This is a genomic window from Rhizobium sp. BG4, assembly GCF_016864575.1.
In the GTDB taxonomy this organism is placed as follows: Bacteria; Pseudomonadota; Alphaproteobacteria; order Rhizobiales; family Rhizobiaceae; genus Rhizobium.
In genome coordinates this window covers 423,895-436,801 of the sequence record NZ_CP044125.1, presented here as the reverse complement: position 1 = coordinate 436,801, position 12,907 = coordinate 423,895, and the positions used below count along the sequence as shown (strand labels likewise).

At 61.7% G+C, this 12,907-nt stretch carries 14 protein-coding genes and 1 tRNA gene; 6 read left to right on the top strand and 9 right to left on the bottom strand.

Features of this window, described 5'->3' with window-relative positions:
- Nucleotides 1–27: 27 nt before the first annotated feature.
- The 3 genes from F2982_RS02385 (at nt 28) to F2982_RS02375 (ending at nt 1,943) form a co-directional block, all read left to right on the top strand.
- Entirely contained in the window at nt 28–1,068 is a 1,041-nt protein-coding gene (locus F2982_RS02385) for a proline racemase family protein (protein WP_203429124.1), read from the top strand.
- Nucleotides 1,069–1,164: 96 nt separating this feature from the next.
- Nucleotides 1,165–1,776: an HAD family hydrolase gene (locus tag F2982_RS02380; protein WP_130282880.1), complete on the top strand. Its 612-nt coding sequence runs from the start codon at nt 1,165–1,167 to the stop codon at nt 1,774–1,776.
- Between the two features lie 90 nt (nt 1,777–1,866).
- Nucleotides 1,867–1,943 (top strand) — tRNA-Pro (locus F2982_RS02375).
- Between the two features lie 208 nt (nt 1,944–2,151).
- On the opposite strand, the gene F2982_RS02370 is transcribed toward F2982_RS02375, so the two are convergent.
- Nucleotides 2,152–2,925 (bottom strand): hypothetical protein, encoded by a 774-nt coding sequence (locus F2982_RS02370; protein ID WP_203429122.1) that lies wholly within the window; start codon nt 2,923–2,925, stop codon nt 2,152–2,154.
- A 356-nt stretch (nt 2,926–3,281) separates the two neighbouring features.
- On the opposite strand from F2982_RS02370, the gene F2982_RS02365 reads away from it, so the two are divergent.
- Nucleotides 3,282–3,503, top strand: a complete 222-nt coding sequence (locus F2982_RS02365; protein WP_199628786.1) for a hypothetical protein — start codon at nt 3,282–3,284, stop codon at nt 3,501–3,503.
- A 16-nt stretch (nt 3,504–3,519) separates the two neighbouring features.
- Here F2982_RS02365 and F2982_RS02360 read toward each other — a convergent pair whose 3' ends face one another.
- A complete protein-coding gene (locus F2982_RS02360) occupies nt 3,520–3,753 on the bottom strand; it encodes a DUF982 domain-containing protein (RefSeq protein WP_199628785.1) in 234 nt (77 codons plus the stop codon).
- A gap of 174 nt (nt 3,754–3,927) precedes the next feature.
- On the opposite strand from F2982_RS02360, the gene F2982_RS02355 reads away from it, so the two are divergent.
- Nucleotides 3,928–4,140 (top strand): hypothetical protein, encoded by a 213-nt coding sequence (locus F2982_RS02355; RefSeq protein WP_112718736.1) that lies wholly within the window; start codon nt 3,928–3,930, stop codon nt 4,138–4,140.
- Between the two features lie 3 nt (nt 4,141–4,143).
- On the opposite strand, the gene F2982_RS02350 is transcribed toward F2982_RS02355, so the two are convergent.
- The 6 genes from F2982_RS02350 to F2982_RS02325 form a co-directional block, all read right to left on the bottom strand.
- Nucleotides 4,144–4,293 carry a hypothetical protein gene (locus tag F2982_RS02350; protein ID WP_165402739.1) on the bottom strand — a complete coding sequence of 50 codons (150 nt, stop codon included), beginning with the start codon at nt 4,291–4,293 and terminating at the stop codon, nt 4,144–4,146.
- 63 nt (nt 4,294–4,356) lie between these two features.
- On the bottom strand, nt 4,357–4,650 hold the full coding sequence (locus tag F2982_RS02345; protein ID WP_203429121.1) for a helix-turn-helix transcriptional regulator: 294 nt from the start codon (nt 4,648–4,650) through the stop codon (nt 4,357–4,359).
- 31 nt (nt 4,651–4,681) lie between these two features.
- Nucleotides 4,682–5,935: an O-antigen ligase family protein gene (locus tag F2982_RS02340; protein WP_203429120.1), complete on the bottom strand. Its 1,254-nt coding sequence runs from the start codon at nt 5,933–5,935 to the stop codon at nt 4,682–4,684.
- Entirely contained in the window at nt 5,932–7,494 is a 1,563-nt protein-coding gene (locus F2982_RS02335; protein WP_203429119.1) for an undecaprenyl-phosphate glucose phosphotransferase, read from the bottom strand. The genes F2982_RS02340 and F2982_RS02335 overlap by 4 nt, the downstream gene beginning before the upstream one ends.
- Before the next feature lie 66 nt (nt 7,495–7,560).
- A complete protein-coding gene (locus F2982_RS02330; RefSeq protein WP_203429118.1) occupies nt 7,561–8,724 on the bottom strand; it encodes a glycosyltransferase family 4 protein in 1,164 nt (387 codons plus the stop codon).
- 6 nt (nt 8,725–8,730) lie between these two features.
- Entirely contained in the window at nt 8,731–9,306 is a 576-nt protein-coding gene (locus F2982_RS02325; protein WP_112718731.1) for a polysaccharide biosynthesis/export family protein, read from the bottom strand.
- Between the two features lie 191 nt (nt 9,307–9,497).
- Here F2982_RS02325 and F2982_RS02320 point away from each other — a divergent pair, with 191 nt between their 5' ends.
- Nucleotides 9,498–11,645 (top strand): Wzz/FepE/Etk N-terminal domain-containing protein, encoded by a 2,148-nt coding sequence (locus F2982_RS02320; protein ID WP_203429117.1) that lies wholly within the window; start codon nt 9,498–9,500, stop codon nt 11,643–11,645.
- Nucleotides 11,646–11,650: 5 nt separating this feature from the next.
- On the opposite strand, the gene F2982_RS02315 is transcribed toward F2982_RS02320, so the two are convergent.
- On the bottom strand, nt 11,651–12,889 hold the full coding sequence (locus tag F2982_RS02315; RefSeq protein WP_203429116.1) for a GNAT family N-acetyltransferase: 1,239 nt from the start codon (nt 12,887–12,889) through the stop codon (nt 11,651–11,653).
- Nucleotides 12,890–12,907 lie beyond the last annotated feature (18 nt).

The following is a 12,907-nucleotide window of genomic DNA, read 5'->3' as shown; positions in this document are numbered from 1 at the left end:
AGGAGGCCTGAAGAGGAGTTGGGGGCGATGAGAACATCCAAGGTCATCCATGTCGTTACCTGCCACGCCGAAGGCGAGGTGGGCGATGTGATCGTCGGCGGCGTCGCGCCACCGCCCGGTGATACGGTCTGGGATCAGTCCCGCTTCATCGCTACGGATGAGACGCTGCGCAATTTCGTGCTCAACGAACCGCGCGGCGGCGTCTTCCGCCATGTGAACCTGCTGGTGCCGCCGAAAAACCCGAAGGCGCAGATGGGCTGGATCATCATGGAGCCCGCCGACACGCCGCCGATGTCCGGCTCCAACTCGATTTGCGTTTCGACCGTGCTCCTCGACACCGGCATCATCCCGATGCAGGAACCGGAAACCAAGATGATCCTCGAGCCGCCGGCCGGTCTCATCGAGGTCACTGCCACCTGCCGCAACGGCAAGGCCGAGCGCATCAGCGTCAAGAACGTCGCCTCTTTCGCCGACAAGCTCGATGCCAAGCTGGAGGTCGAGGGGCTCGGCACGCTGACCGTCGATACCGCCTATGGCGGCGACAGCTTCGTCATCGTCGATGCCCATGCGCTCGGCTTCTCGATCGCCCCGCACGAGGCCCGCGATCTCGCCGAACTCGGCATGAAGATCACCAAAGCCGCCAACGAACAGCTCGGCTTCGTCCATCCCGTCAACAGCGGCTGGGACCACATCTCCTTCTGCCAGTTCGCGGCCCCCGTCGCCGTCGAGAACGGCATCCTGACCGGCGCCAATGCCGTCGCCATCCGGCCGGGCAAGATCGACCGCTCGCCGACCGGAACCGGCTGCTCGGCGCGCATGGCCGTCCTGCATGCGAGGGGCCAGATGAAGGTCGGCGACAGGTTCACCGGCCGCTCGATCATCGGCTCCGAGTTCCATTGCTCGATCGATTCCGAAGCCGATATCGGCGGCAATCCGGGCATTGTGCCGATCATTTCCGGCCGCGCCTGGGTGACGGGAACGCAGCAGCTGATGCTCGATCCCTCCGACCCCTATCCCGCGGGCTACCGCCTCTCGGACACCTGGCCGATGGAAAAGCAGACCGGTTGAACCCGGCCATCGCCCGCCAATCACCTAGCAGACAAGGAATACGCAGTGCCCAACTCCAATATCTTCGGCAAAGACTACGACGCTTTCCTCTTCGACATGGACGGCACGCTGGTGAACTCGATCGCCGTCGTGGAGCGCGTCTGGGGCGACTGGGCAAAGCGCCACGGCCTTGAGCCGGAGGTGTTCATGAAGACCGTGCACGGCGTTCGCGCCTCCGATACCGTCCGCAATCTCGGCCTGCCGGGCGTCGATCCCTTCCATGAGGCAAAGCTGCTGCTCGACGCCGAGATGGAGGATGTCGAGGGCATCATCGAAATCCCCGGCGCCATCGATTTCGTCAAGAGCCTGCCGGACGACCGTTGGGCGATCGTCACCTCGGCCCCCGCCGAACTCGCCTTCAAGCGCCTGAAGGCGGCCGGCATTCCGCTGCCGAAGGTCATGGTAACAGGCGAGGAAGTCTCGGCGGGCAAGCCGAGCCCGGAATGCTACATCCTCGGCGCCAAGCGCCTCGGCGTCGATCCGGCCCGTTGCCTCGTCTTCGAAGATGCCGTCGCCGGCATTCTCGCCGGTGAAGCCGCCGGCGCCGACGTCGTCGTCATCACCACGACCCACGCAACGCCCTTCGAAACACCTCACGCCGAAACCGACGGCTACACGGATTTCCGCGTCGAAACCAAGCCCGGCGCCGTCTCGATCGCCAGGGCGTAATCAACTGTCGGCTTTTTGAGCGGATAGATCCTTTTTCCGCTTGCATTCAAGCCGTCGAAAAACTAAACGATGCAAGCCGTTTAGGCAGGTCGGGGCGTAGCGCAGCCCGGTAGCGCACTTGACTGGGGGTCAAGGGGTCGCAGGTTCAAGTCCTGTCGCCCCGACCATTTAAACCCTTGAACACCAAGGGTTTTCGTTCTCTCCCCCAAGGGCCGAGATGGCCTAGAGGAGAACGAAAAGGATAAAAGATCCACAAAAGAGCACGGAAAGCTCACGATTTTTTCTTGCCACTCAATGAAGCCAATTCCTGCCCGGTCGCGGAATGGGCCCAAGAAACACGTAATCCCTTCCTTATCAGTCCACTGCAATCCCGATCTACATAACTGTCTTGGTGATCTTGCGAACGCCCTCGATCAACTCTGCAACTTCTGTAGCTGTCGGGTCCGTCGGCGCCTTGTGATCGCATTTGTTGCGAATATCCGCGAGGTGTTGGATGAAACGCCACTGCACGAGATCGATAACGCTAGCGTCTTTCAAAGCTTGGTAAAAGTCTGAAATAGTGGGATGCTTTTTCTTGATCGCCAAGCCGTGACGAGCACAAACCGCCCCAAGGTGGCCTTCCAAAACCACACCAGCAACCGCGCCTGCGCCGCGTACAAAGCCGCTTGTGTTCAGCACTTCGGCGGCGTGCAGTTCGTCATCTAGTACGTCGGCGTGGACAAGCGTCCTTATGTCATACAGTGACGATCTGAACCTATTCCGAAGACCGTTGATAATATTGAATTGTTGGAACATGGCTGGGATTGCGGCGGCAGGGGTAACCCCGGCATGGGTTTGAACACCGCGCAGGGCATCGCTAATCGTATAGTTCGCCCACATGATGGTGGAGCGCTGTCCTTTATGCTGGTAGTAGCTACGGAAGTCGTCTTCGCGCTCGGGGATGAGTTGCTTCACCAACGCTAAGGACTCCGAATACCAAGCTTGATAATTGGCACCAAAGTCCGGCAGGTTCTCAACCTCTTCAGGCGCGAAGTCATGTATGACGGGATCTTTTGGGCGCGTCAGCTTTTGGAGGCTCATGGTAAGCTTCGCGCCAAACTTCCCCAAGCGCTCAATATCTTTCTCGTATCTTTCGAAATTCGACGCCATGTCCGTTCCCTACACGTCGCAAAATATTACATGGAAAAGGTGATCTTAGTCGCCGAGTCTTGCAACTCTAGCTTCTAGTTCTTCAACACGTTTTCTAGCGCTGCTACGTTGCTACGGATTGGCGGGTTAAAGCCGCTCTATCCCTGGGGCCAGGGATGACCCAACGGAAAACAGAGCAAAGCAAGAATTTCCACCTAGGTCTCACTAGGTGACCCTCAGCCTGGACGCTTCACGTCTACGCGCGTCCGCTCGACCCCACCAAAATTGGCCGCTACCTTTTGTGAATAGTTCTCGTCTTTTCGCCGCTACCGCACGTATCCTGACGAAACGCCAGATGGCGCAGCGGAGGGACAGCAATGACCGGTCGCAGGATGATGGACGGTTCGCGGGAGCGGCTTGTCGAGGCGTTTCAGGCGCTGACGGACGAGGCTGTCAGGGCCGGATGGGCAGAAGGCGATGTCGCGATAGCGCTGACGGAGCTTGCCGGGGAATATCTCATCGAACTCAGCGGCAGGGCGATCACCGAAGGTGCTCTGCATCCGCGGCTGGCCGAGGTCGTGCCGCTGCGCAAGCACTGACCGCCGCCTCGGCCGTTCAGGCAAGCAGCCCGGCGATGCGGGCGGCGGTGATGAAGGAAAGCCGTGCCTTGCTGGCGCTGATCAGGCCGTCGAGCGCGTCGAGGCAATGCTGCATGGCGATGCGGTATTCGCGGCCGCGGTTGCCCGGCCAGCGCTTCAGGAACTCGACGGCATCCCAGGCGGTGGAGATGATCAGGTCTGCGGTTGCGGATTTGACGCGAACGGGGGAGGGGAAGCTTCTCTGACTCATGACACGGTCTTTGTACTGATTTGAACCTGGCATCGAACGCCGGGCATGTTCCTTTGTTCCCGCTAAATTTCAGAGAGTTGCAAAGCGTGAAATCCGCGCGCATAGTGCAGGCGTTCCCGATCTCATCTGCCGCTGCAGGTATTCTGCGTCAGGCTTTCAGGAAGTGCCGCCTCGATGCTCGACACGACTATCCATCCGCGCGACCTCCCGCTGTTTTCGGACGATCTCGACGTGATTTCCAATGTCCTGGATGAAGTCTGCGAGGACCGCGGCGTCGGCCGCCGCACGCAGGAGGCCGAGCGCCTGGGCGCGGTGATGATCCAGCTTTACCGGCAGGGTGTCAGAGACGGCGCAAAGCTCGCCGCCCTGACCAAGGCCTATCTCTGAAGATTACTTCTGCTCGACGGAAATGCCGTTCTGGCCGATGCTGAGCTCGACGCCCTCCGGCTTGCTTTCTTCACGATAAATATAGGCGCCAAGGCCGATGACGACGACCACGAGCGCGCCGATGACGAAATAAAGACTGCTGTTACGATTCAAGATGATTTCCCTCAACGCATTGATTGCGCGCAGAAAACGCGTGAAGGCCGGTTTGGTTCCGGATTAATCGTCATTGGTGGCGTTGAGCTCTTCGGGCCGCAGGCCGTCGTCGCCGTTGCCGCGTGCCTTGAGGCGCACGCCGGGGCCGCCTTCGTCATGATTGCCGCTGGCGATGAAGATGATGCCGGCCGCCTCCAGCGCGTGCTTGGCGGCGAGAAAGGCCTGCGGCTCGCCGCTGCCTTCGCCCTGTTCGAGCGCCGAAACGATTTTTGCGGAAAGGCCGGATGCAGCGGCCAGTTCCTCGATGCTCATGCCCGTCATGGCGCGGGCGCCGCGTATCTGTGTTCCCGTGATCATGAGGAGAAGTTTAGCGCGGACGGGCCGCTTCTCAAGTGGCGCTGACGCCGGTTTTGCGCATCTCGGCGAGCTGGTGGCGGTGCTCCAGTGCGGCGCAGCCCCAGACGATGCCGAACAGCAGATAGACGTGGCGCCAGTGGTCGATATCGATGACGTTGCCGATCGTCGCATGGCCGATGACGCAGATCCAGGCGATCATCAGGAAGGGCTGCCAGGGGCGATCCTTGAGCAGGTTCTTGAAACCGAGATAGATGGTCCAGATCAGCATCAAGACATAGGTGACGAAGCCGAGCCAGCCATAGGTCGTCAGGCACTTCAGCCAGATATTGTGCTCGTCTTCGGGGAAGATCGTGCCGAACACCATCGGGCCGATCCCGAGCGGCCGCTCCATCATCATCTGGAAGCCGATGCGGTGGCGGTCGAATCGGCCGAGATATTCGCCGTCATATTGCTGCACCAGCTGTGCGCGGGTGCTGAAGAGGTCGGCGACCTGCGGGATCTGCAGGGCGATGACGAGTGCCGCGACCATCAGGATCACCGCCGTCATCGACATCAGCAGGATCTTCAGGCGGAAGGCGCCGGTGCGTTCTTTCAGGAGCATGACGAAGATCAGGATGACGATCGTCAGCAGGAAGAGGCCCCAGGCGGCGCGCGAAAAGGACAGGAAGACGCCGAGCGCCAGGATCAGCAGCGCAAGGGCGCGGACCGGCGAGCTCAGCAGGCTGCGCGTCAGCATGCCGTGCACGAGGTAGAGCGATGGGGCGACGAGGAACGGACCGAAGACGTTCGGATCCTGGAAGGCGCCCTTGGCGCGGTCGTAGAGCGTGAAGACTTCCGAGCCGGGGAAGGCGTGGAAGTAGCCGAGAATGCCGAGCAGCGAGGTGATGACGGCGGCAAACACCCACGCGTTGAAGATCAGCACGAGGCGCTTGGCATTGTCCTCGATGATCGCGGCATAAAAGACCGATGTCAGCGCCAGGAAGGTCGAGACGGCGATATACATCGGCCCGCCCGTCATGTCCTTCATCTGAGTCAGAGACAGCATGCCGCCGACATTGAAGGTGATGAGCAGCGCCAGCAGGATGCCGCTGTAGCGGGAGATGCGCAGCCCGAGGATGAACCAGATGCCGGTCAGCCCGGCCATCCAGAGCTCGTAGGGCGCCGGCTCGTCGATGACGAAGCCGGAGAGGAATACGCCGAAGGCGACCAGCGCCGAGCCGATGATACGCAGCGTCACGCGCTGCGGGTCGGCGACGCGCGGATATGTCGCCTCGATCGCGCTCAATAGGCGTTTTCCGTATTGAGCAGCCGGATCGGCGTCAGGAACAGGATCTTCAGGTCGAACCAGAGCGACCAGTTCTCGATGTAATAGAGATCGTAGGCCGTGCGGAACTTGATCTTTTCGTCATTGTCGACTTCGCCGCGCCAGCCATTGATCTGCGCCCAGCCGGTGACGCCGGGCTTGACGCGGTGGCGGGCGAAATAGCCCTCGACGACATCGCCAAAGGCGCGGTTGTGGGCCTGGGCAGCGACGGCATGCGGACGCGGACCGACCAGCGACAGCTCGCCGCGCAGCACGTTGAAGAGCTGCGGCAGCTCGTCGATCGACGATTTGCGGATGAAGCGGCCGACGGGGGTGACGCGTGGGTCGCCCTTGGTCACGGCCGCCTTCGCGCTCGGGTCGCTCATGTTCGTGTACATCGAGCGGAACTTGAAGACGTTGATGACTTCGTTGTTGAAGCCGTGGCGCTTCTGCATGAAGAAGACCGGGCCCTTCGAGGTCAGCTTGATGGCAACAGCCGTCGCGATCATCACCGGCCAGAGCAGGAGCAGGGCGAGTGTCGCGAAGAAGATGTCGAAGCCGCGCTTGGCGACTGAGTCCCAGTCCTGGATCGGCTTCTTGAAGATGTCGAGCATCGGCACGGTGCCGACATGCGAATAGGCGCGCGGGCGGAACCGCAGGCGGTTGGCATGGGCGGCAAGGCGGATATCGACCGGCAGCACCCAGAGCTTCTTCAGAAGCTGCAGGATGCGGGCTTCGGCGCTGAGCGGCAGGGCGATGATCAGCATGTCGATGCGCGTCAGGCGCACGAACTCGACGAGTTCGGCAACGGTGCCGAGCTTCGGATAGCCGGCGACCATGATCGGCGAGCGCTTCTCGCCGCGATCGTCGAAAATGCCGCAGATGCGGATGTCGTTATCGGGCTGCAATTCGAGCAGGCGGATCAGATCCTTGGCCGGATCGCCGCCGCCGACGATGACGGCGCGCCGCTCCATGACGCCGTTGCGCGCCCAGTTGCGGATGCCGTAGGCGACGAGGAAGCGGGTGCCGATGAGGAACAGGCCGGCGACCGAGAACCAGGCAAGATGCAGGTTGATCTTCGCCCAGGAGGTCTCGTTGAACAGCGCAAAGACCATTTCCGTCAGCAGGAAGGCGGCTGCCCAGGAGAGGAAGATCCGCGGCAAGAGCCGCACGCGAGAGCGCAGCGCCGGGATCGAATAGGTATCGCTGATCTGCAGGCTGACGACGGCAAAGGCGGAGATGAAGAAGGCGAGCGCGACGCGCGAGGCGAAGGTCTCGGTGCTGCCGTCTCCCGGCCAGATCAGGAAGGCAAGGAGACCAATGACGAATTGCGAGGCGAATTCGAAGAGCCGAAACTGGCCGATGATGATGGCGGGCGAATGCGTGCCTTCGCGAAACTGTTCGGCGATCTGCAGGGCGTAGGGGTTGATCGACCCTGCCTCATCCGCCTTCTCGGCCGTATCGCCGCGCGCATGGATGTCCGAGACCTGCTTGCGCAGCGTTTCGACGTCGAACTGACCGCTCTTTTCTGCCTTGTTCATGAGGCTTCCGCCGCTCGTTGATACAAACGGCATAGCAGGAAGCCCCTAAGAAAGGTTTACAGGATCTTATATATTTGAAGATGTCGGCGTCTGGCCGATGAGCTCGTAGTATAGTTTCAGCACATCTCTCGCCATCACCGGCGCTGAAAACACCGCCTTCACGGCTTCCGTCGAAGGCATGGTCTGATGCCCCCATTCGGGCTTGGCAAGCGCCTCGGCCATGACCCGCGCGAGGTCGGTCGCGTCACCCGGCGTCACCAGTGCTGCGCTCTCCTTGCCGAGCGCTTCCGGGATGCCGCCGACGCGGCTGGCGATCACCGTCTTGCCGGCGCCGAGCGCTTCGAGAACGATATAGGGCATGGCCTCGGCGCGTGACGGCACGACGACATTCTGCGACATCGTGAAAGCCTCCTGCACGCGCATTGCAGGCAGCATGCTGATGCGCTTGCCGAGGCCGCGTTCGACCATCATGTCGCGGTACTTGTCGCGATCCGGCCCGTCGCCGATCATCAATGCGGAGAGGGGGCGCCCGGCCAGCCGCTCGGTCTTGGCGAAAGCGTCCACAAAAAGATCGGGACCCTTAAGGTCCCGAAGCATGCCGATATAGATGAAGTGGACCGCATCGGATCGGGTGGGAATGACCTGGAAATCCCGTTCCCCGATGCCGTTATAGATCAGCCGTGTCTTGGTTTTCGGCTTGCCGACCTTCTTGGCATAGGTGTCGCGCTCGTATTCGCAGATAAAGACGAGCGCGTCGGTCAGATATTCCTGCAGCCGCTCCATCTTGAGCACGAACTGCCCGAGGAGCGAGGTGCGGGAATAATGCAGGCTTCCGCCATGCGCAGTATAGAGGCGGGCTACGCGATACCTGTTCACCCGCAGGGCTGAGCCAACGAGCCGCGCGAGCACACCGCCTTTGGCGCCGTGTCCGTGCAGCACATCAGGCCGCAAACTTTTGATTGTCTTGTATGTATCCCAGATCACCGGAATATCGGAGATGCCAGGGGCGCGGCGGATTGGCACGCGCGTCAGCCCAAGCGACAGATAGGGACGGATATCGTCGAACAGCCGGTCCTCGTGCTCGCCACCGGTCGAGCTGTCGCAGAGAATGCCGATTTCGTGACCGGCCTTACTGTGCTCCTCGACCAGATCGCGGACATGACGGAAGATTCCGCCGATCGGCGACCTGAAGCAGTGAATGATGCGGAGAGGCCGTTGTTCGTCTGTCATGTCAGATCAGAACAGCCGTTCGCGTACATAGATCGTGTCGCCAGCGATGATGGCGGAGGAAATGTTGACGCGGCCGGTGATGACCTGACCGTTGATCTTGCGCGTCACGTCGACGCTGGCCTGATTGGCGCGCGAGGTGTAACCGCCGGCAACGGCGATGGCATTCTGAACCGTCAGGCCGGGAACATAGGCGTATTGGCCGGGCTGGCCGACTTCGCCCATGACGAAGATCGAGCGGTAGCGATCGACATCGATGGTGACATCGGGATCGCGAAGATAACCCTGGCGCAGCTTGCCAGCCAGCTGGCCGGAAAGCTGTTGCAGGGTGCGGCCACGGGCAGGGACCTGGCCGACAAGCGGGAATGCGATATAGCCGGCCTGATCGACAGTATAGCTGTTCGTCATGCTCGGCTGGTCGAAGACGGTGATGCGCAGGCGGTCGCCGCTATCCAGCGTATAGGGCTGGATCGTCGCCTGCTGGAAAGCCTTCGGCGCCGGCTTATAGGTGTTGCAGCCGCTCAGGACCGCAGTCATCGCGGCAAGGCCGAGGGCCAGAAACATCTTTGGCGTAGCGAGGGGCATCCGTGCAGGCTCACAGAAAACAAATTGGTCCCCGCCGTTATCGATCCGTTAGGGTTAATGGCTGGTAAAAATCCGCAGCTTTTTTTGTGCTCCGTGCATTCTCCCGCCTCTTACTTGAGGGCGGGGCAATTAACGCTTGGGTTACTATAGTCGTTTACGCTTCGCGGCACCTTTGTTCTTGGAGTACGAGTATGTCCGGCGTATCGGGAAATCAGGATGTCGACATCGATCTTGGCCAGCTTGTCCGTGCCGTATGGGAACGGCGGCTCAAGGTCGTTGCGATCACGCTGATCGGGGCAGGGGTTGCCTTCGCCGGCGCCAAGATGATCGCGCCGAAATATCGCGGCGAGACGCGCCTGCTGATCGAGCAGCGCGCGCCGGCCTTCGCCAATACCCAGACATCCGACGCCACGGCAGGCCCGTTGCTCGACGAGCTGAATATTGCGAGCCAGGTGCAGCTCCTGCAGTCCGCCGACCTGATCAAGAAGGTCATCAACAGCGAGAAGCTCTACGAGCTCCCGGAATTCGACGAGGCAGCCAACGGCTCGGCGCTGACGGATATCCTCGTTGCCCTGCATCTGAAGAAGAACCCGGCTGAAAACCCGCCTGAAGAGCGCGTCATCGATGCCTTCACCGAGCGCCTGCAGGTCTTCCAGGTGCCGGGCTCGCGCGTCATCGGCATCAACTTCACCTCCAAGGATCCGAAGCTCGCCGCCCGCATTCCGAATGCGATGGCATCGGTCTATCTCGCTACCCAGAGCGGCGCCAAGCTCGCCTCCAATTCCGAAGCCACCCGCTGGCTCGAGCCTGAAATCGAAAGCCTGCGCCAGAAGGTCAATGATGCCGAGCAGAAGGTCGCCGAATACCGCGCTCAGCACGGCCTGCTGCCGACCAATGGCGGCAGCAACTTCCCGACGCAGCAGCTGAACGATATCTCCGCCGAACTGACCCGGGTGCGCGGCGAGAAGGCCAATGCCGAAGCCCGCGCCCAGGCCGTGCGTAACGCGCTGTCCTCCGGCGAAGCCTCCGATACGCTGCCCGACATCATGAATTCGCAGTCGATGCAGCGCCTGAAGGGTACCGAGTCCGGACTGCAGTCGCAGATCTCCGATCTCAGCATCTCGCTGCTCAACAACCATCCGCGCCTGCGCAGTCTCCGCGCCCAGCTCGCCGACATCAAGACGCAGATCCGCGCCGAAACGCAGAAGATCCTGACCAGCATTGAGAACGAGTCCAAGGTCGCCGATCTGCGCGCCACCGAGCTCGAGCGCCAGTCCGGCGCTTTGCAGCAGAACAGCGCCAAGGCCGGGGAAGACGAAGTCGGCCTGAACGCGCTGCAGCGCGAAGCCAATGCCCAGCGCCAGCTGCTCGAAACCTATCTGGTGCGTTACCGCGAAGCCGCATCGCGCGCCGACAGCAATTCCAGCCCGGCCGATGCCCGCGTCGTCTCCAAGGCGATCCAGCCGGTCGATCCCTATTTCCCGAAGGTCGTCCCGATCGTCATCGTCGCCGCCTTCGCAACGCTGATCATCACCTCGATCGTCATCATGCTCGCCGAGCTCTTCAGCGGCCGCGCGTTGCGTCCTGTTGGTCCCGCCTTGCCGGTTGCCCGTATCGAGGAAGAGGAAACGGTTATCGTTGCCGCTCCCGCAAAGACGAAACGTGCCGTGGCCCCCAGCATGCTCTCTGCCCCGGCAGAAGAACCTGAAACCGAAGAGCTCGCCGTCGCCGTCGAAGCTGTCGAAGAGAACGAATTCTCGATCGGCTCCGTTGCCGATTATCTCACCGGCAGCCGTGCGCCGCTCGCAATCGCCATTTCACCGACTGGTGACGACGGCTCCGCAGCCACCGTTGCGCTTGCCCGCAGGCTCGCCGCCTCCGGCCAGCGCGCCATCCTCGTCGATATGACCGGCTCCGGCTATCCGACCGCGATGATGGCCGAAGACCTGGAAGCGCCTGGCGTTACCGACCTGCTCTGCGGCGAAGCTGCCTTCGGCGACACGATCCATGGCGACCGCTCGTCGGATGCGCATCTCATCCCGCAGGGGATCAGCGACGTTCGCAAGGCGATGCGCGGTGCAGATCGCCTGTCGTTGCTGCTCGATGCGCTGATGTCGGCTTACGATATCGTCATCGTCGAATGCGGCGCGGCCGATGTCGCCGGCGTGTCGCGGCTGACGCGCAGCAAGGATGTCGAGATCATCCTCTCCATGCCGGAAGTGCTGGAAGACGAGTTCGCAACCGCCATGACCGAGTTCGAAAAGGCCGGTTACCAGCGCGTCGTGCTGATGTCGGGCGGCGAAAGCGCCGAGCCCGATCTCACCCGCCACGCCGCCTGAGGCGGTCAGATACCGATCTTGGCGCGCAGGCGCTGGGCTGCTCGGTAAAAGCCCGGCCGCGCCTTGATATAGGCCTTGCTGCGGGTGATGGCGCGATGCGCCGTCCCTGCAATCCGTCCCTTCAGCGATAGCGGCAGAACCACGTCATGATGGTCGGTCTCGACGGGCGCCCAGGAGCGCTTGTAGGTCTGGTCGCCAAGGCCGAAATCGAAGAGCGCGACGCTCTTGTTCTGCAATCCGGAGATCATCTGCCAATAGAGGAATTCGCCGGGGCTGGCATCCGGAACGAGGTTCTCGTCGATCGCGCCGAACTGGCAGATCACATGATCGCCCTTGCGCGAGATGCCCGAGACGGCCGCAATCTTGCCGTCGAATTCACCCTTCAACCGCAGCGCATGCATTTCCAGGCCATAGTCGCTACCGTCGCGGATATCGATGAGCCCATGCAGGAATGCCTTCGTCGCGGCATCGGCAAAGACGTCGGGCAGACCGAGCGAACGGAAGCGCTCGGACTTCTGCCTGAAGAACAGGTCGAGCAGCGCATGCTGTTCGGCGGGTGAGCCGCCGTCGATATAGTCGAAGCCGCCGATTGCCTCCAGCCGCTTGGACTGCACGCGGAATTTCTTGCGGCGGCTCTTGGCATTCAGCTGCTTCAGCGTCGCCTCGAAATTTTCGAGCAGCGGCAGCTGGTAGGCGTGGTTCTGGTTTTGCACCATCGGCAGTAGGTTCAGCGGGTTTTCCCGCCCGCGCCATTCCAGCGGCATGTTCTGCAGCAGCAACAGATCGGCCTTACCGTGCAGCGCCTCTCTCAGGATCGCTGCGAAACGACCGGCATCGAGACCGCCTGCGCCTTCGAGGAAGGCGGCCGAGAACAGGCCGGTATTGATATTGCTGTGATCGGCGCCGATGAACTTGGCGATCCGCACGCCCTGGCGGCTTTCGATCTCGATCGGCAGGATGAAGGCGGCCTTGCCCTGCGCGGTGCCTTTGAGCACGGCAAGCGGCCTGTCATAGGCGCGCACCCAGGAGCGGCACCACTCATAGCCCTGATGCAGCGAGGCGAGGGGATCTTTCTCAAGCGCCCGCCAGTCGCTCTCCAACGGCTCCAGTTTTGTGTGGACGGTGATGTCCAGATCAGCGATCGCCAGCTGCGCGCCGACCGATCTCAGCCGGGAAATACCGGCATCGGCCTTGCCTGCATCGTCAAGCGGCTGGTGGTCGGCATCGAGCTTCTGCGTCCGCACGGGAGATCTCCGGTCAAG